At 47.5% G+C, this 20,160-nt stretch carries 14 protein-coding genes; 7 read left to right on the forward strand and 7 right to left on the reverse strand.

From position 1 onward, the window contains the following. Positions 1-192: 192 nt before the first annotated feature. From priA to rpsF, 7 genes are all read right to left on the reverse strand, one after another. Positions 193-2,724: a replication restart helicase PriA gene (priA, locus tag FVR03_RS04410; protein ID WP_147920557.1), complete on the reverse strand. Its 2,532-nt coding sequence runs from the start codon at positions 2,722-2,724 to the stop codon at positions 193-195. Between the two features lie 424 nt (positions 2,725-3,148). Further along, entirely contained in the window at positions 3,149-5,212 is a 2,064-nt protein-coding gene (locus FVR03_RS04415; protein ID WP_147920558.1) for a thioredoxin domain-containing protein, read from the reverse strand. A gap of 98 nt (positions 5,213-5,310) precedes the next feature. Continuing rightward, entirely contained in the window at positions 5,311-6,291 is a 981-nt protein-coding gene (locus FVR03_RS04420; protein ID WP_255474052.1) for a GSCFA domain-containing protein, read from the reverse strand. Positions 6,292-6,371: 80 nt separating this feature from the next. Beyond that, positions 6,372-8,597, reverse strand: a complete 2,226-nt coding sequence (locus tag FVR03_RS04425) for a M3 family metallopeptidase (RefSeq protein WP_147920559.1) — start codon at positions 8,595-8,597, stop codon at positions 6,372-6,374. Positions 8,598-9,104: 507 nt separating this feature from the next. Then, the gene (rplI, locus tag FVR03_RS04430; protein WP_147920560.1) at positions 9,105-9,548 is read right to left on the reverse strand and encodes a 50S ribosomal protein L9; all 444 of its coding nucleotides are present in this window, start codon (positions 9,546-9,548) and stop codon (positions 9,105-9,107) included. Positions 9,549-9,562: 14 nt separating this feature from the next. Continuing rightward, entirely contained in the window at positions 9,563-9,814 is a 252-nt protein-coding gene (gene rpsR / locus FVR03_RS04435; RefSeq protein WP_092104663.1) for a 30S ribosomal protein S18, read from the reverse strand. Beyond that, on the reverse strand, positions 9,811-10,182 hold the full coding sequence (rpsF, locus tag FVR03_RS04440; protein WP_147920561.1) for a 30S ribosomal protein S6: 372 nt from the start codon (positions 10,180-10,182) through the stop codon (positions 9,811-9,813). Before rpsF ends, rpsR begins: the two co-directional genes overlap by 4 nt. Positions 10,183-10,765: 583 nt before the next feature. Here rpsF and FVR03_RS04445 point away from each other — a divergent pair. The 7 genes from FVR03_RS04445 to FVR03_RS04475 are packed head-to-tail and all read left to right on the forward strand — an operon-like array spanning position 10,766 to position 20,157. Beyond that, a complete protein-coding gene (locus FVR03_RS04445; protein ID WP_147920562.1) occupies positions 10,766-12,076 on the forward strand; it encodes a c-type cytochrome in 1,311 nt (436 codons plus the stop codon). Between the two features lie 46 nt (positions 12,077-12,122). Then, positions 12,123-15,125: a TAT-variant-translocated molybdopterin oxidoreductase gene (locus FVR03_RS04450; protein ID WP_147920563.1), complete on the forward strand. Its 3,003-nt coding sequence runs from the start codon at positions 12,123-12,125 to the stop codon at positions 15,123-15,125. A 19-nt stretch (positions 15,126-15,144) separates the two neighbouring features. Next, positions 15,145-16,581 (forward strand): NrfD/PsrC family molybdoenzyme membrane anchor subunit, encoded by a 1,437-nt coding sequence (gene nrfD, locus FVR03_RS04455; protein WP_147920564.1) that lies wholly within the window; start codon positions 15,145-15,147, stop codon positions 16,579-16,581. Further along, a complete protein-coding gene (locus FVR03_RS04460) occupies positions 16,574-17,098 on the forward strand; it encodes a DUF3341 domain-containing protein (RefSeq protein ID WP_147920565.1) in 525 nt (174 codons plus the stop codon). The genes nrfD and FVR03_RS04460 overlap by 8 nt, the downstream gene beginning before the upstream one ends. Beyond that, a complete protein-coding gene (locus tag FVR03_RS04465) occupies positions 17,098-17,766 on the forward strand; it encodes a c-type cytochrome (RefSeq protein WP_147920566.1) in 669 nt (222 codons plus the stop codon). Before FVR03_RS04460 ends, FVR03_RS04465 begins: the two co-directional genes overlap by 1 nt. A 27-nt stretch (positions 17,767-17,793) precedes the next feature. After that, positions 17,794-19,065: a quinol:cytochrome C oxidoreductase gene (locus FVR03_RS04470; RefSeq protein ID WP_147920567.1), complete on the forward strand. Its 1,272-nt coding sequence runs from the start codon at positions 17,794-17,796 to the stop codon at positions 19,063-19,065. Positions 19,066-19,089: 24 nt separating this feature from the next. Then, complete coding sequence (locus FVR03_RS04475) at positions 19,090-20,157, forward strand: cytochrome c oxidase subunit II (RefSeq protein ID WP_147920568.1); 1,068 nt, start codon at positions 19,090-19,092, stop codon at positions 20,155-20,157. Positions 20,158-20,160: the final 3 nt, after the last annotated feature.

Genomic DNA, 20,160 nt, shown 5'->3' on the forward strand with positions numbered 1-20,160 from the left:
TAAGCCAGCTACGCCACCCCTGCTGGCGCGAGTTTGTAACTCGTGCCTCCATGTTTTACAAGCTCGCACTATCGTAGCAACCTTAAAAGCAGCAATGTAACTAGTTTCCAAATCATTTTAATAGAAACAGCCTTTCCCGTCTTTCTGCTCCTGCTGCTGCTTTTCCGGTCATTGAGACGCTGTAAGGTCATCTCACGCCGGGTCTACATCTACCACCACGCGCAGCCCTTTAAAATCGGGGAGGAGCTTGAGCTGGTGAATGGTATCGGCAATCATGCGTTTGGAGCTGCTGAGCTGGCCGCTCTGGCGGGGCAGCTTGATGTGGATCTCCTGCAGAAACAGATTCCGGATTTTAAAGATGTACGGCACCTCCGGCCCCAGCACCTGTTCTTTGCTGAGTTGATCGGTTAGCTCCTTTGCCAGCACAATGGCTGAGTTCTCAGCGGTGCGCTCGTCTTCGTGCTTTACTGTAATTTTGATCATACGCACAAAAGGTGGGAAATTAAAGCGCATCCGCTCCTCAATCTCATGCTCGTATAAGGCTAAGTAATCGTTGTTGCGCACCTTCCTGAAGATGGACTGCAGTGGGTCACGCGTCTGAATAATAACGGTGCCGTGCTTGCCTTTGCGGCCCGCCCTGCCGCTTACCTGCACAAACAGCTGGTACGCCCGCTCATGCGCCCGGAAGTCAGGGAAGTTAATAATGGTATCGGCATTCAGGATACCTACTAAGCTCACGTTTTCGAAATCGAGGCCTTTGGTTACCATTTGCGTACCGACTAATATGTTGGTGCGGCCGCTCTCAAAGTCAGCGATAATCTGCTGGTAACTGTTCTTCTTCTTGGTCGTGTCCAGGTCCATGCGCTGCACCTCGGCATTGGGCAGCATCAGTTTCAGTTCGTCCTCTACTTTTTCAGTGCCGAAACCCATGCTTTTGAGGGTGGTGGCACCGCAGGCGGGGCAGTCGGAGGGCATGCGCTCGTGGTAGCCGCAGTAGTGGCAGCGTAGTTCCTGGTTGTATTTGTGGTACGATAGGCTAACGGCGCAATGCTTGCACTTCGGAATCCAGGAGCACTCGTCGCAGGCAATAAAGGGCGCATAGCCACGGCGGTTCTGAAACAGGATGACTTGCTCCTGCCGGTGCAGCCGGGCTTCAATTTCGTTTATCAGTTTTGCCGAGAAATGGCTGTGCATTTTTTTTCGCTTCTGTTCGTCGCGCGTGTTCACCAGCTCAATATCCGGCATTTGGGCCGCACCGAAGCGTTTGGTCATGCTAACCAGACCCCAGCGGCCGGTCTTGCAGTTATGGTAGGTTTCTACAGAAGGCGTAGCAGAGCCCAGGAGCGTTTTAGCACCTTGCAGGTGTGCCATCATCAGGGCCGTTTCGCGGGCATTGTAGCGCGGGGCCGGGTCGTATTGCTTATACGATGGCTCGTGCTCCTCATCTATTATAACCAGCGAGAGGTTATGGAAGGGCAGGAAAATAGACGAGCGTACGCCTACCACCACCTGGAACTTTCCCGACAGAATGCCTTGCCACACTTCCGCTCGCTCGTTATCTGAGAATTTTGAATGGTACACACCCAGTTGGTCGCCAAATACTTTCATCAGGCGGGTTACGATCTGAGCCGTCAGGGCAATTTCGGGGAGCAGGTACAGCACCTGGCCGCCACCTTCGAGGGCATGTTTTATTAGGTCGATGTATACTTCAGTTTTGCCGCTGCCGGTTACGCCATGCAGCAGCACCGTGTCTTTCTGCTTGAAGAGACCCAGAATCTCCTCGCGCGCCTCCGCCTGGTGCTCCGATAAAGCCATGGGCATTTGCATGGCACCAAAGTCTGTCGGGAACCGCGACACAATCTGGTCGAATTGCTCCAGCACGCCCTTCCGTATCAGGCTCGTAATGGCCGACTGCGAGAGATGCGGGTTACCGGTCAGTACGTTTTTCTCCAGGCCCCTGATGTTCAGGTTTTTGTCTTGGTGCACGGGCACCTTCTGCAGGTAGTTCAGCAGTATGTCGAGTTGTTTAGGCTTGGGAGTTAGCTGTGCAAAAAGCTCCTCCAGCATAGCCTCCTCCTGCACGAAATGCTCCGAAAGCCGCACCTTCTTCACCACCTTGGGAGAGTATTTGTCGCTTACCTGCTCAAAAATAATAATAGCTTCTTTCTGGATAAGCGACTTAATGTACTTGTGGTAATTTTTGAGCTGCAGCAGGTTGCCTACTTCGGTAAACGTGAGGGCTTGGTTTTGCTGTAGGGCGTAAATTATCTTAACCTCCTGTGTTGCCAGCGGAATGTCGTCTTCTTCGGGTTCATAGCTCGGGTGCAGCTGCAGCCTCGATTCGCTGCTGAGTTTGAGGGCCGATGGTAATGCTGCATTTATAACTTCACCGAGCGTACACATGTAGTAGTCGGCGATCCATTTAAACAGCTTTAATTGTGGTGCTGTTACAATGGGTTTGTCGTCGAGCACATCGAGCACGTACTTGGCCTGGTAATCAGCGGGAGCATTTTCATGAATATCGGCCACAATGCAACTAAGCACTTTTTTGGCACCAAACTGAACAATAACCCGCACTCCCACCAGCACCTCGTCATTCATCTCGAAGGGGATGCGGTAGGTGTAGAGCTTGGGCAGCGGCAGCGGCAGTATTACATCTGCAAACAGCGTAACACGGTCTACGGCTGGCTCCGGCGGAAAATTAAAGTTCAGTAGTTCTGACAAGGGTGCTGCAAAAGATTAATACTACTAGCAAAGGTCGGAAAAAAATGTGAATTGCTACAGGAGGAATGTGCGCTGCAGGCTAAGCCGTTTCTCTAACAGGCCAAGGTATGTTGCAGAGGCAATTATTCAAATGAAATTGGCCTTCCAAAGCTTTTTACGCGAAAATCGGTCAAGGGCTTTTGTGGTCTGCAGCAGGATTTATTGGCACTTGAGATGAACTGATTTTAGCTGTCCTGGCTACTCTGAAATAAATCCTTTTTAGAGTAGCCAGGATTTAGTGGGAAGATGTTAAATACTGAAATAACTCACGCGAAAGTATTCAACCATTTAACATTTCAGCCATTTAGCAATCAACAGCCAGCAGCCAATTATTCCAATCAAAACAGCCTTCCAAAGCCTAAAAGGCTATTTTGATGTCAAGGGTTTAGAGGTCAGGAAACTTCTTTTGATCTTTTTGGTGGTTTTTTAATTGCTCTAATGCCTCGGCTACTGTGTACACCGGCAGCTGGCAGGTTTTGTTGTAGCAGACGTAAATAGTGGTATCACCGTTAACTGGAACTTTGTCATGGAGCAGGGCCAACTGGCTTTGGTTTTGTGTACCCAGCAGCAGCATGTTCGGCAAGAAAAACAGGCTGAGTTCGGCGCGTTTGGCGGCGGCTTTTTCGCCTACTATGGCTACTTCGGCAGTTGGCTTTAATTTATAGAAATAAAGGCTGGCCCAGTTGCTCATGTGCGATGGCTCTTTTATGACCAGGTCTTTCACCTTACTGAGCATGTCGTTCGAGAGCTGCTGGTAATGCTCCTCATCGAAGTAAAGGCCCAGAAAGTGCAGGTTGGTAGCCATAACCGAGTTAGAGGCAGGCACTACATTATCGGTAATTTCTTTTTTGCGGGCTATCAGTTTTTCGGAGCTATTGTCGGTAAAGAAGAACAGCTTTTCCTGCTCATCGTAGAAGTGGGTCAGGGTGTAATCTGCCAGGGTTTTGGCCTGTTGCAGCCATTTCTCCTCAAAGGTTATCTCATACACCCTGATCAGGGCCTGAATCAGCAGCGCATAATCTTCCAGAAAGCCATCGATGGTTGGTTTGCCGGCTTTGTAGTTGTGGTAGAGCTTTCCGTTTACCAGCATCTGCTTCACCAGGAACTCAGCGTTTTGAAGGGTGAGCGTTAATAGCTGCTTCTCACCAAAAACATAAAAAGCATCGGCCAGTCCTTTCAGCATCAGGGCGTTCCAGGAGAGGAGGATTTTGTCGTCGAGGCCGGGGCGGATGCGCTGCGCCCGTGCTTCCATCAGTTTTTCTTTCCAGCCGGCTTTCATCTCCTGCAGTACCTCCATGGCCAGTTGGTTTTCCTGTACAAACTTCTCGTCGCTGATGCGGCGGTTCAGGATGTTACGGCCATGCTCAAAATTTCCGGCAGCCGTTACATGGTAATACTTCGAGAACAAGGGTTCTTCCTCTTCCAGCAACTCCTGCAGCTCTGCTTTGGTAAACGTATAAAACTTGCCTTCTTCGCCCTCGCTGTCGGCGTCTAACGAAGAGTAAAAACCACCTTCGGGGCTCATTAGCTCGCGTTCCACAAAAGCGATGGTCTCCATTACCACCCCCTTGTACAGCGGCTCTTTTGTAACCTGGTAGGCCTGGGCATAGAGGCTCACCAGCTGCCCGTTGTCGTAAAGCATTTTCTCGAAGTGTGGCACCAGCCATTCGGCATCTACCGAGTAGCGCGAAAAGCCTCCGCCCATCTGGTCGTAGATGCCGCCATAAGCCATTTCGCGGAGGGTCAGGTTGAGCTGGTTCAGGGCGGTTTGGTCGTGGGTGTGGCTGTAGTAACGCAGCAGGAACAGGTACGTACTTGGCATCGGGAATTTAGGCGCCTGGCCCAGGCCACCCAGCTTTTTGTCGAAACGGGTGCTCAGGTTATAGCCCATCAGCCTGAAATCTTCTTCGCGCACATGAAAGTTGCTTTCCTGAAGTCCGTATTTTGCAAGTTCACTTGCGTTCAGGTGGCTGGCAAACTGCTCTGCCGACTTGTCGAGCTCCTGCCTGCTTTTTTTGTAGGCATCGGCTACATTTTGCAACAAACCCAGCCATTGCTGCGCCGGAAAGTAAGTGCCGCCGTAAAACGGCTTTGCCTCCGGATTCAGAAATACGTTCAGGGGCCAGCCACCTTGTACCCCCATGGCATGAAGGGCATCCATGTAAATGGCATCTACATCAGGGCGCTCTTCGCGGTCTACTTTTATACAGATAAAGTGCTCGTTCATAGCAGCCGCAATGTTCTCCTGCTCAAACGACTGATGCTCCATTACATGGCACCAGTGGCAGGCAGCATACCCGATACTCACAATAATCGGCTTGTCTAATTCTTTAGCTTTTTGCAGGGCTTCTTCGCCCCAGGGGTACCAGTCTACGGGGTTATAGGCGTGCTGCAACAGGTAGGGGCTGCTTTCGTGAATGAGGCGGTTTGCTTTCTTCTCTTCTGACATAGTTTTTTCTGCTGTGTGCTGTTCCGGGTTCTGTTTTGTACGGACCTGAAGGGTAAAGGTAACAGGCGATCTTCAGCTGGCGCTGGTATGCAGCAGGCTTACAGGAGTTGCGCCTGTAGCTGTGCGGCTTCTGCGGAGCAGTTAAGGTGGTGTTTCTGCTCCAGCTGCCGTAGCTGCTGCAAAGTGGCCTTCAGGAACTGCTGGTGTGCAGCCGATACCGGATGAAAAGCTTTGTGGGCCAGGGCTCGTTTTATCTTCTCCCACTCCGGCAGAAACGCCTGGAAACCCTCATCGAAATAAGCTGAGACGAATTTCTGCCAGATGTAATCTTCGGCCATATCAGTAGGGTGCACCAGGTCAGACTTGTAAAACCTGTAGTCTCGCAAATCATCGAGCATGATCTCGTAAGCCGGGAAGTACTGCACCTGCTCGTGCGCCTCTGTTAGCTGATGCGTAGCCAGCCGCAGAATAGCTTTGCTCACGCTGTTGATCTCCAGGGTCTCTTTGGTGTGGCGCACCGGGCTCACCGTTAAAAGTAGTTGTAGAGTAGGGTTCAGCTGCTGCAGGCGTGGCAGCATCTGGTTAAAAGCATCAGTTATTTCGGAGGGGTTGAGCAGCAGCCGGGTAAACTGCCTGGCCGGGAGCTTGTGGCAGTTGGCCACTACTGCCCCGGTGGCGGTAAGGCGGTAGCTCACGGCGGTTCCCCAGGTCATAATCAGCAGCGAAGCTCTTTGGAGTTGATCGTGTGTTTCCTGTAGTTTTTGTTCAATGATGTGCAGCAATTCTTCTTTAGAAGGAGAGGAGAGCGCAGAGTGCAGGTCGTAGGCGTACCAGACACCATTGTGCTGCACCAGGTGCTGCTCAAAATCATAGGTTTTGCCACAGGCTATTTCCAGCAACAGGCACGCCGATAGCGGGTTAAAGATAGTGCCAAAAGGGTTTACCAGTGCCGGTACTTTGTTTTGAAGCAGCTTTTGGCCAATTACTTCAGCAAAACACGAGCCGATGGTCACAACTTCTGACTGGTGGGGCAGGTTGAGCTGCGATGCTTTAATCGAAACTTCGGTGCGGAACATCATACAGGAAAGATATCATAAACAGATCAGGCTGACAAATTTGCCAGCCTGATCTGTTATACTAAAATATGTAAAGCCTGGAGTTACTTTTTTCTGGCAGGTGCTTTTTTAGTTGCTTCTCCTTTTACCGGGAAACCACGCTTACGCATAAGTGCTTCCACTTTCGGGTCGCGGCCACGGAAGGCACGGTAACCTTCGGCCGGATCGATGGTGTTGCCTACCGAGAAAATATGCTGCTGCAGACGCTTGGCTACGGCTTTGTCGTAAGGGCCACTGCCTTCTGTAAAGGCTCCGTAAGCATCGGCCGTCAGTACATCAGACCAAAGGTAGCTGTAGTAGCCGGCCGAGTAGCCATCGCTGGAGAACACGTGCATGAACTGTGGCGTGCGGTGGCGCATCACAATTTCAGAAGGCATACCCAGCGCAGCTAGTGTTTCGCGCTCAAAAGCATCGGCATCAATTTTCTGATCTCCGGCCAGGTGAAGTTTCATGTCGATAAGGGCACTCGATAAATACTCAGTCGTTTCGAAACCTTCGTTAAAGGTAGAAGCTTTTTCTATGCGGTCCACGAGGTTCTGCGGAATCGGCTTGCCTGTTTGGTAATGTACGGCAAAGCGTTGCAGTACCTCCGGCGTAGAGAGCCAATGCTCCAGCAACTGCGACGGGAATTCTACATAGTCGCGCACCACGGCAGTACCCGATAACGACGGGTAGGTTACGTTAGAGGAAAGACCATGCAGGGCATGACCGAACTCGTGGAACAGGGTGTTAGCATCGTCCCAGGAGATAAGCACAGGCTCGCCTTCTTTGCCTTTCACGAAGTTCGAGTTGTTCGATACAATGGTGGCGGTGTTGCCATCCAGCCTGTGCTGGCGGCGGTAGGCGTTCATCCAGGCACCGGAGCGCTTGCCGGCGCGGGCATACGGGTCGAAGTACCACAGGCCGATATGCTGGCCGGTGATTTTGTTCTTCACTTCCCATACGCGCACATCGGGGTGGTAAACCGGTACATCTGTAACGGGAGTGAAGTCGAAATCGAAAAGCTCGCCTGCTACCCAGAACATGCCTTCGCGCAGCTTCTCCAGTTGCAGATATTCTTTTACCTCGTTCTGGTCGAGGTCGTATCGCGCTTTTCGTACCTTTTCGGCGTAGTAGCGGTAATCCCAGGGCTCAATTTTTATGTTGGCTCCTTCTTTTTTTGCTAATGCCTGCATATCGGCTACTTCTTCGCGCACACGGGCAATGGCAGGTGTCCAAACGGCTTCCATCAGTTCTAAAGCGCGTTCCGGCGTTTTGGCCATGGTGTTCTCAAGGCGCCAGTGCGCGTGTGTTTTGTAGCCTAATAACTTGGCACGTTCCGCCCTTAATCTTAGAATTTCTGAAATGATGGCGTTATTGTCGTGTTCACCACCATTGTCGCCCCGGTCAACAAACATTTTCCAGGCCTTTTCGCGCAGATCACGACGATCGGAGTAAGTCAGGAAGGGATCGATGGAGGAGCGGGTGTTGGTGATAACGTAAGAGGCCTTGCTGTTTTTGGTTTTAGCTGCCCCTGCAGCCGCTTCTCGCAGCGAGGCTGGCAAACCAGCCAGGTCGGCATCGTTCTGCAGTTCCAGCACATAATCTGTTTCGTCGGCCAGCACGTTCTGGCTGAAGTTGGTGAAAAGGCCTGCCAGCTCCTGATTTATTGCCGATAGGCGCTCTTTGGCCTGAGCATCGAGCCGGGCACCTGAGCGTACAAAGTTGTTGTAGTAGTTCCAGGTAAGCCGCTGCTGCTCTGCACTAAGTTGTGCTTTGTCAGGGGAATTATAAACTGCCTCGATGCGTTTGAACAGGGCTTCGTTTTGCGTTATTTTATCAGAGTAAGCAGAAAGTTTAGGGGCCATCTCTCTTTCAATTACCTGAAATTCGGGGCCGTTCATGTTAGAGCTCCAGATGCCGTAGATGGTGCGCACGCGGTTCATGGCCTGACCAGCCCGTTCCAGAGCCGCTATGGTGTTCTCGAAGTTAGGAGCAGCCGGGTCAGCAGCAATGTTGTCAATTTCGGCCAGGTTTTCGGCCATAGCTGTTTCCAGAGCTGGCTTAAACAGGCTAATCTGCACGTGGTCGAAAGGTGGTACACCGCCATAAGGTCCGGCCCAGTCGGCTACTAGTAGGTTCTGTACTGCTGGAGCCGTTGTGTCAGTAACAGCAGTTGTGCTGGTGTCGGGGGTGGTCTGTGTCGATTTGTTCACGCAGTTTGTTGTTGCCAAAATAGTAAAGGCGGGGACTGCAAGCAGTGCGCCATAACGAACAATAGATTTTCGCATAGGTAGTTTTTCCGAAGTTAGGTTTAGGTAGTAGTACGTGTTTTGCTTCATTTCAAAGATACTACAATCTCATGAGGCAGGCAATTCAGAATTATTCTAATGAAATAAGCCTCCGGAAGGTTTTTAAGCTAAATATGCTCAAGGGTTTAACCAGCATGTTCAAGCGGAAGCTACTTATCTCATGCTCCTTTGAAGCAGAGTTGCTGCAGCCTCTCCGAAAGATCGTTCTGATCTGCCGGTTCGAATGCTCTGATCAGCATGAACAAATGATATAGCACACTTTCATGTGTAGAAATCAACCATTTAACAATTAAGCCATTTAACAATTAACAATCAGCAACCAACAATCAGCGATCAACAACCAAATTATTCCAATCAAAAAGCCCTTCAGAAGATTTTTTGCCTGTTTTGGGTCAAGGGTCGGCAAGCGTGCTTTATGGGGTAGGGGCATAAAAAAAGCGTTCTGCCTTGTTGGGCAGAACGCTTTTTTAAAATGATTGCTATAACTTAGGCAGCCACTACGTTGAAACGTACCTGGTGCTTTACTTCTTTGTGTAAGATAAGTGTAGCAGTGTACTCACCAGCTGTTTTCACTTCCTGATCGAAAGAGATACGCTTACGGTCTACGTCAAAGCCTTTTGCTTTAAGGGCATCAGACACTTGAAGTGTTGTAACAGAACCGAAGATTTTGCCGGTCTCACCAACTTTAGCCGGTATTTCAAGCATTACTTCACCGATGCTGTTAGCCAGTTCCTGCGCGTCGTTCTTAATTTTATCAGCTTTGTGAGCAGCCTGACGGATGTTCTCAGCTACTACTTTTTTGTTAGATGTGTTGGCAAGAACAGCCAGCCCTTGCGGGATCAGGAAGTTACGGCCAAAACCAGGCTTCACAGATACGATATCGTTCTTGAAACCTACGCCTTTCACGTCATCTTTTAATATAATTTCCATTGCTCAGTTCCTCCTTATTTTAAAGAATCAGTTACATAAGGCAAAATAGCAAGGTGTCTTGCTCTTGCAACCGCCTGCGATACTTTGCGCTGAAATTTCAGGCTTGTACCTGTTAATCTTCTAGGAAGGATTTTACCTTGCTCGTTTACAAATTTAAGTAAAAAGTTACCGTCTTTGTAATCGATGTATTTAATACCGCTTTTTTTGAATCGGCAGTATTTCTGGCGGTTCTCCTGCTTGTGTACTTTCTCGTTAACTAAGCTCATGATGCTTTAACCTCCTCTTTTTTAGCTTGTGACTTAAATTCGCCTTTTCTTCTGCGCTCGTTGTAAGCAAGAGCATGCTTATCAAGGGCAGTAGTTAAGAAGCGAACAACTTTTTCATCACGGCGATAAGCCAGCTCAAGTGCATCTACAACAGTAGTAGGAGCAGCAAACTCGATGAGGTGGTAAAAGCCTGTCGATTTTTTCTGGATTGGATAAGCCAGTTTACGCAGACCCCAGTTCTCTTCGTGGATAATGTCGGCGCTATTTTCCTTAAGCACCTGTCTGAACTTCTCGACCGTTTCTTGCATCTGCACCTCGTTCAGCAACGGGGTCAGGATGAAGATCGTTTCGTAATTTTTTAATTCCATTTGTGTATGAGAATTTTTTGAATTTAGCCTGCAAATTTAGGACTTATATTTTTGTATTACAAGCACTTTCTATAACCGAACTAAAATTATTGACATCAACTCTCCAAAATTCTCTGGTAGCAGCAAATCTACAACCTGGTTTCAGAGGTAGCAGAAACGGCATACACCTTAATATATAGGTAACGTTTCATTTGTAAAAATTTCGGCGCAAAAGTCTAAGCTTAACATTGCAGCTAATGATGAATTGAGGTGGAAAAAAATCAAGAGCATAAGAAAAGTGCAATTTTCTAAACGGCTTCATCAGAATATAATTTATGGGTCGGCCTGATAATTTGTGCAAATATGATTTATGTTGGTTTTTTAAAAGAGAGATATCAGGATTGATAACTGTTATTTAGAATTAATATAAATAAATAAGGGTGTAAGGTATTTATAAAAAGAATATTAAAGGAGAAATGATATCGGGCACAATAACCGAAAAGTAGGGGAAAAATACAGTTATTTATATTTGATTAATGGAATTCGCATAGTAGATTTGTGCCCATAAGTATTTTCACCATCTACTAAACAAGTTATCTTGGCTATGATTAGCTGTATACTTAAAGCAAAAACCAAATTTCTTATTGCCTTTTTATTTGCCGTTACCGTTTCTTTCGGTGCGTGGGCTCAGGCTAGCGACCAGGCAGATATAGCTACTAAGGGGGTAGAGCCCGGAGCTGTGGCAACTGCATCTGATGCCGGCGCTGCTGGCGATCCTGCTGTCATCAGCGCAGGCCAGTCTCTTTTCAAAAACAACTGTGCGGCTTGTCACTCTGCCGGAGGCGATGTTGTAGTTGGCCCTGGTTTGCAGGGCATGAGTCAGCGACACAGCGAATCATGGTTAATTAAGTGGATCAGAAACTCCCAGGCGCTTATTCAGTCTGGCGATGCGCAGGCTGTTGCTGTGTATGAGCAGTACAACAAGCAGGCCATGCCTTCTTTTGCCTTCTCTGATGACGAGATCAAGTCTATCATAACTTATATTGAGTCTGGTGTAGATGCCGCTCCTGCAGGTGGTACTGATGCTGCCGTGGCAGATGGAACGCAGCCAGTAGGCGACCAGGCCATTGGCGCCATTGGTGGATACCTCGATATTATTCTGGTTGTGCTTATTGTAGTGCTTATTGTGCTGGTAGTAACCCTATTGCTGATTTCTTCTATTCTGAAGAACTACCTGAACAAGAACAAGAAACTTGATGAGTACGACGACGAAATAGTTAACCAGCGTTTCGACCTCTCTAAAGTTTATAAATCCAGTGCCGTTCGTACTATTGTAGCTCTGATCTTTGTGGTGGTGTTAATCGACCTGGGGCTTGATAAGATGATGGGTATCGGTATTCAGCAAGGATACCAGCCACGTCAGCCAATCGCCTTCTCGCACGCCCTGCACGCCGGTGAGCACGAGATTAACTGTAACTACTGCCACACAACCGTGTACGAAAGCAAGAGTGCCAGTATTCCTTCTGCCAACATCTGTATGAACTGCCACAGCCAGATTAAAACAGAGTCGCAGGAGATTCAGAAAATTTACCGCGCACTGGAGCGCAACAAGCCAATTGAATGGGTGCGCATTCATAACCTACCTGATCTTGCCTACTTTAACCACGCACAGCACACACAAGTGGCTGGCGTAGAGTGCCAGACTTGCCACGGACCTATACAGGAAATGGAAGTGGTATACCAATACTCTCCATTAACCATGGGCTGGTGTATCGACTGTCACCGCGAAACTCCTCTGAATACAAAAGGTAACGGCTATTACGACAACCTGGTGAAGCTGCACGAAGCATCATCTAAGGGAGCTTTCACAGTGGCGTCTAATGGTGGTACAGAATGTTCTAAGTGTCACTATTAATCAAATTCATCTAATTATATAAGTATCCGAGTTCTCTAGATATATTATGCAAGACAGAATTAAATACTGGAAAGGAATTGAGGAGTTAGAAAATACTCCGGAGTTCGCCAAGCATGCTCATAATGAGTTTCCAGAATTCCTGCCGTTAAATGAAACCCCAGCAGACAGCAAGTCTTCGCAGGTTAGTGCCCCAAGAAGAGATTTCTTAAAGCTTCTTGGCTTTGGTCTGGCTGCAGCCACTCTGGCTTCTTGTGAGGCGCCTGTTAGAAAAGCGATCCCTTACCTGAACAAGCCGGTTGATGTAGAACCAGGTGTTGCCAACTGGTACGCCTCTACCTATTTCTCACACGGAGACTACAACAGCGTCCTGATTAAGACCCGCGAAGGCCGGCCAATTAAGATCGAGCCGAACCCGATGTCTTCTATTACGCCACTGGGTACAAGCCCAAGAGCGCAGGGTTCTGTTTTAAATGTGTATGATAACAACAGACTTCGCCACCCGCTTATAAAAGGCAAAGAAGCCAAGTGGGAGCAGGTAGACCGTGATATCACGTCACGTCTTTCTGGCATCAACGGCAAAGTTGTGCTGGTGTCTTCTACCGTAGCCAGCCCTTCTACAAAACAATTGATTGATGAGTTCGGATCGCGCTTCGGAAGCTTTGAGCACGTAACTTACGATGCCAATTCTGCTTCTGCTCTGCTTGCCGCGAATGGTGGTACCATTCCAGGCTACGACTTCAGCAAAGCTAATATTATAGTAAGCGTTGGTGCCGATTTCCTGGGTTCCTGGATCGCCCCAACTCCTTTTGCAAAACAATACATCCAGAACCGTAAGATCACCAAAGAGAGTGCGGTGATGTCGCGTCATTACCAGTTCGAGACGATTCTTTCTCTTACTGGTGCTAACGCGGATGTACGTGTGCCTATCAAGCCATCGCAGGAAGCTGCGCTTGTAGCGGCTCTTTATAACAGCATCTCCGGCCAGGGTGGAAGCGCTCCTGCAAATGTAGACAGCAAGGCTTTTGCTGCTGCTGTTAGAGATCTGAATGCCAACAAAGGCAAGGCGCTAGTGGTGTCTGGCTCAAACGACCCAGGTGTTCAAACCATGGTAACTGCTCTTAACGAAGCCTTAGGTGCTGGCGGTACTACCATCGATACAGCTGCTCCTTACTTTGTAAAGCAGGGTAACGATGCGCAAATGCTTCGTTTTATCGAAGATATGAATGCCGGAACAATCGGTGCCGTGTTCTTCTACAATGCAAACCCTGCCTACGATCATCCGCTTGCAGACAGAGTAGCCTCCGGATTAACTAAAGTTGGTCTGAAGGTATCTTTTGCAGAGCGCGTAGACGAAACAGCTTTATTAGCTGATGTTGTAGCTCCAGACAGCAATTACCTGGAGTCGTGGAATGATTACGAGCCGAAAAGAGGTTTCCTAAGCTTAGCTCAACCTGTAATCAGCCCGATATTTAAGACTCGCCAGATGCAGGACAGCCTGCTTACCTGGAGTGGCAGTACAACAACTTACTACGACTATATCAGAAATAACTGGAGAAAAGTAGCTTCAGGTGATTTCAATACCTTCTGGGATAAAGCAGTGCATGATGGTGTGCTGGAGACAGGTGCTACCATGCTCCGCGTAAACACCACTGCCAATACTATAACAGCCGCTGCTGCCGCAAGTGCTGCTGGCAGTAGAGCAGCCGGAAACGGAATAGAAGCTGTTGTATACGAAAAAGTACAAATTGGCCCTGGCTACGAAGTAAACAACCCTTACCTGCAGGAAGCTGGTGATCCTATCACTAAATCGACCTGGGGTAATTATGTAACCATGCCTCGTTTAATGGCCGAGGAAATGAAAGTGGTACAGGGAGATGTGCTGAGAATCACGACTGCTAATGGTAAGACTATAGAAGCTCCTGCACTTGTTCAGCCAGGGCAGGCACCAGGAACCGTTGGTCTTGCGATGGGTTATGGCCGCGATCTGGAGTCTATGCCGGTTGTAAGAGGCTTAGGTGCTAATGCCTTCCCGATCACAACGGTTGCTAACAATGCGGTAAGCTACAGCAGCGTGGTGAAAATTGAGAAGACAGACGCTACTTCTCCAATTGCGCAAATGCAGACACACCACACGATCATGGACCGTTTGGTAGTGCAGGAGAATACGCTGGCAAACTATCAGGCCGATCCTAAGAAAGTAACAACGTACATCCGCCTGACTACACATGATGGCCCTGTTAAACCAGCTACTGTTTCGCTTTGGGATGATTACGAATACAAGAACCACCACTGGGGAATGGTCATTGACCTTAATTCCTGTATTGGTTGCGGTGCTTGTACCCTGAGCTGCAATATTGAGAACAACATTCCGGTAGTAGGTAAAGCAGAAGTAATCAACCGCCGAGAGATGCACTGGATGCGCATTGACAGGTATTACAGCGCGAAGGAGCACGAGGAGAAAGATTACGCAGAGATGGAGCATCCGGCTGATAACCCTTCAGTTATCTTCCAGCCGATGATGTGTCAGCACTGCAACCATGCTCCATGTGAAACAGTTTGCCCGGTTGCCGCTACCATGCACAGCTCTGAAGGTATCAACCAGATGGCTTATAACCGTTGCGTAGGTACTCGTTACTGTGCAAATAACTGCCCTTACAAAGTGCGTCGTTTTAACTGGTTTGCTTACGCCAACAACGATAAATTCGACTACAACATGAACAACGACCTCGGTAAGATGGTGTTGAACCCAGATGTGGTGGTTCGTTCAAGAGGTGTAATGGAGAAATGCTCTTTCTGTGTGCAGCGTGTTCAGCTTGGTAAGCTTGAGGCGAAACGTGAGAACAGAAGACCAAAAGACGGTGAAATCGTTTCTGCTTGCGCGCAGTCCTGCCCAACTGATGCGATCATCTTTGGTGATATGCTGGATCCTGAAAGCCGAATTTCGCAAGTGTTGGCCAAAGAAGAAGGCGAGCGTGCTTTCCAGGTACTGGAAGAAATCAACGTTCAGCCAAACGTTACTTACCTGACTAAAATTAGAAACTTAGCTTAAAATAAATTTAGATAGCGTTATGCAGCATGTATCTCCGATAAGAGAGCCTCTTGTAACGGGGGGGAAAACATACCACGACATCACTGAAGATGTCTGCAGACAGGTAGAGGCAAGACCCAACATGCGTTGGGCCATTGCCCTGGCTGTTGCCCTGGTAGGTTTTGCTATTTTTTGTTACTCTGTTTACCGCACCCTTTGGTATGGTATAGGGGAGTGGGGCCTTAACAAAACAGTAGGTTGGGCCTGGGATATCACCAACTTCGTATGGTGGGTAGGTATTGGTCACGCCGGTACACTTATCTCAGCTATCCTTTTGCTGTTCCGCCAGAAGTGGAGAACTTCTATTAACCGTGCCGCTGAGGCGATGACCATTTTCGCGGTAATATGCGCGGCCATGTTCCCGGTACTGCACATGGGCCGCCCCTGGATGGCCTTATGGGTACTTCCTCTTCCCAACACATACGGTTCGCTTTGGGTTAACTTTAACTCACCGCTACTTTGGGATGTGTTCGCGATCTCCACATACTTCTCAGTATCACTGGTTTTCTGGTACATCGGTCTGATTCCTGACTTTGCTACCATCCGCGACCGTGCTACAGGGCCAATAGCAAGACGAGCTTATGCTGTTCTTTCTTTCGGCTGGACTGGTTCAGCAAAAGCCTGGTCACGTTATGAAACAGTTTCCCTGATTCTGGCTGGTTTAGCTACACCGCTTGTACTTTCTGTACACACCATCGTATCTTTTGACTTTGCAACATCTGTAATTCCAGGCTGGCACACCACTATCTTCCCGCCATACTTTGTGGCAGGTGCGATTTTCTCAGGTTTTGCCATGGTGTTAACCCTGATGATTATTACCCGAAAGGTATTTAAGCTGGAAGATTATATTACCCTGGAGCACATCGAATCGATGAACAAGGTAATTATTCTGACAGGTTCTATTGTAGGTGTAGCCTATATCACAGAGTTCTTTATTGCCTGGTATTCACAGGTAGAGTACGAACAGTATGCCTTCATTAACCGTGCAACAGGTCCTTACTGGTGGGCTTACTGGTCTATGATGACCTGTAACGTAATCACGCCGCAGCTATTCTGGTTCAGAAGCATCCGCAGAAGCCTGACAGCTACGTTCATCATCACGATCTTCGTAAACATCGGTATGTGGTTCGAGCGTTTCGTAATTATCGTTACTTCCCTGCACCGCGATTACCTGCCATCTTCCTGGGCAATGTTCTCTCCAACCATTATCGACGTTGGTATTTATGTGGGTACTATCGGCTTGTTCTTTACACTGTTCCTGCTGTTTGCCAAATTCTTCCCGGTAATTAACATGGCAGAGGTAAAAGCCATTCTGAAATCATCTTCAGAGGTAAAACCGCATCACCAGCGTCATACGAACACGATGCATGGCACTCCAAAGGATTCTAACTCTAATACATCTCATAGCAATGAATAAAAAGTTTGTTCTAGGTATCTACGATGATGAAGATGTCCTGCTGACGGCCATCGAAAACGTACGGGCTGCAGGTACCAAAATTTATGAAGTCTTCTCACCTTATCCTGTACACGGTATAGATGATGTATTAGGTATAAAAAGATCCCGTCTGCCGATAGCTGCCTTCTTCTTTGGGCTTTTTGGTACTTCATTCGCTCTTTGGATGCAGATTTGGATGCTCGGTTTTGACTGGCCAATGATTATTGGTGGTAAGCCTCACATTGCGTTACCATCTTTTATTCCGGTAACATTTGAGCTTACAGTTCTATGTGCTGCTCATGGTATGGTGATCACCTTCTTTATTGTAACAAAACTAAAACCTTCTACCAAGGTGCCTGTTTTTGATAAGCGATCTACAGATGATAAATTTGTAATGGCAATTGAAGTAAAAGATGGTGTTACAGATCTTGCTGCTTTAAATGACCTGCTTCGGACAAACGGTGCAATCGAAGTTAACCAGAAGGAGGTGCTGAAATAATGAAAAGTTTATCTACAATAGGTTTGAAAGCTTCTGCTCTGCTTTTCGCTACCGCAGCATTGGTAGCTTGTAAAAATGAGCAAGACCCGGGCGTAGAGTATGCTCCTGATATGTATAATGCCATTCCTTTAGAGCCTTATTCACAGATCAAGCCGAGCCTTTACAACCCAGGTGGCCTTAACATGCGTGAACCTGCTCAGGGTACTGTTGCCCGTGGCAAAATGGGGTACACAATGTATCTATCATCTGATACGGCTGAAGTGGCTGGCGTTGAGCTAAAAAATCCACTTGCCAGAACTACACAGAACCTGGAAGATGGGAAGTTACTTTACGCCCGTTTCTGCTCTCCATGCCATGGCGAGCAAGGAGATGGTCAGGGTAAAGTGGGTATAAAATTCAAAGGTGTTCCTTCTTATACTGCGGGTCGTGTGGCTACGCTTCCCGAAGGTCATATTTACCATGTAATCACAAACGGCAGAGGACGTATGCGTCCGCATGGAACACAAGTGAACCCAACTGAACGCTGGAAAATTGTGATGTATGTGCAGCAGCTTCAGACTGGCGAGGCAGATACAGCCATTGCCACTGAAGAGCAGGCAAATCAGGCAAGCACAGCCACTGAGGCTGGAGCAGACAACACAGGAAATAGTGACACTCCTAATAACTAACGTCTAAGGCAAAATTTTAAAAGGATAATGACAGAAGAAAGACTCATCATTTCGAGGAAAACAAATAACAAGTTTTTCTTAATGATAGCTATAGGTGTTGTTTTACTTATAGTAGGTATTATTGCCATGGCTATGGGATGGGGTGGAGAACACCATGCCGTGGATGCTGCGCATGGCGAAGCTGCTGCCCATGAGCCTGCTACTTGGGTGAAGAGGCTCTACGTGAACTTGTGGCTCAACAATGTGTATTTTTCAGGAATAGCCCTGATCGGGGTTTTCTTCGTGGCGGTACAATATGTAGCCTATGCAGGCTGGTCAGTGCTTATCAAAAGGATTCCTGAGGCTCTAGGTTACTACCTTCCAATAGGTGGTGCCGTTATGCTGATCGTATTCCTGCTAGGTGGGCATGATATTTTTCATTGGACGCATGACTATCTTTATGATGTAAATGATCCACGCTTCGACCCTATTATCAACGGTAAGAAGCCTTACCTGAACTTCGCATTCTTCCTGATAAGAATGGTGGTTTATTTTGCGCTATGGATTTTGTTCTTCAACTGGTTAAGAAGAAACTCTATTGCTGAAGATTTACAAGGAGGCACAAACTATTACCATAAAAGTATCCGTATTTCGGCTATGTTCCTGGTGGTTTTCGGTGTAACTTCTTCTATGTCTGCCTGGGACTGGGTACTTTCAATCGACACGCACTGGTTCAGTACCATGTTTGGTTGGTATGTATTCGCCAGCTGGTGGGTATCTGGATTAGCCGCAATTACGCTAACAGTAATTATCCTAAAGCAGAATGGATACCTGAAAATGGTAAATGCCAACCACTTACATGACTTGGGTAAATTCTGCTTCGCGTTCTCTATTTTCTGGACCTACATTTGGTTCTCACAGTTTATGCTGTACTGGTATGCCAATATTCCGGAAGAGGTAATTTATTTTACAGAGCGTTTAAGCGGTTATGATGGAAAATATCTCGGTATTTTCTTCGCTAACCTGGTTATAAACTTTGCTTTCCCTTTCCTGGTGTTAATGACGAGAGACGCAAAACGCCAGATGATCATGCTCAAGCTGGTTACTATTGCTATCCTATTTGGTCATTGGTTAGATTTCTACCTCATGATGATGCCTGCGACCATGCGCGGCGACGCCGGATTTGGCTTCATAGAAGTAGGTACAGCACTTGTGTTCTTAGGAGTGTTCCTGTTTACGTTTGCAAAAGGCCTTTCTAAAGCGTCCCTTGTACCTGTGAACCACCCATTCCTGGAAGAGAGTATTCACCATCATGTATAGAGACAATACTAAAAGCGTTATATAATGATTACGTTCGCCATTGGTTTATCCATAATTCTATTAATCGTAGTTCTGTTCCTGCTATTCCGGATCGGTACATTGGCCTCTATATTCAGAGGTTCCAGCCAACGGGCATCAGGTACTACTAAAACAAGTAACAAAGTAAACAGTGCACTCTTATTGTTGTTCCTATTTGTAGGTGGAGCCGCTTTCTTCTGGTCTTTCGCCAGATACTGGGATGAAATGAACCAGCCGCTGGCATCTGTTCACGGAGAATGGACCGACAGTCTTTTCTGGACAACAATGATTGTAATCGGTATCGTATTTGTACTGACACAGATTTTACTGTTCGTTTATTCTTACAAGTATCAGCACCAAGACAACAAAAGAGCTTATTACTATCCGCACAATAATAAGATTGAGATTGTGTGGACTTTGATTCCTGCTGTTGTAATGGCACTACTAGTATTTGCCGGCTGGAAAACATGGACAAAAATTACAAGTGCTGCGCCTGAAGATGCCGTGGTAATTGAGGTAGTAGGAAAGCAGTTTAACTGGATTGTTCGGTATCCGGGTGCTGATGGCAAACTGGGTGTAGCCGATTATAAACTAATTGATGCTGTAAATGAACTTGGTGTAGACTTCAGTGATCCGAATGCGCAGGACGACTTTATGCCAATGCAGTTGCACGTACCAAAAGGTAAGCCTGTGTTGTTAAAGATCAGAGCCAGAGATGTAATACATAGTGTATTTATGCCACATTTCAGACTTAAAATGGATGCCGTGCCTGGTATGCCCACTAAGTTCTGGTTTGTTCCTACTGAAACAACAAATGACATGCGAAGCAAAACCGGTAACCCTGACTTTAACTATGAGTTAGCATGTACGGAAATCTGCGGACGTGGTCACTTTGCAATGCGCTTTATTGTAGTTGTAGATGAACCCGAGGATTATGAAGAATGGGTTGCACAACAGAAGTCTTTTGTTGATCAGAACCCGGATATATTAGCGAAGTTTTCTAACCCTTCTCAAGAGCGTTTAGTAATGAGCAAAGAGGCTGAGAAAGCAGAGGAAATAAAATCAGAGTTGTAGCAT

Origin of the sequence: Pontibacter qinzhouensis (genome assembly GCF_008017455.1) — a bacterium.
In the GTDB taxonomy this organism is placed as follows: domain Bacteria; phylum Bacteroidota; class Bacteroidia; order Cytophagales; family Hymenobacteraceae; genus Pontibacter; species Pontibacter qinzhouensis.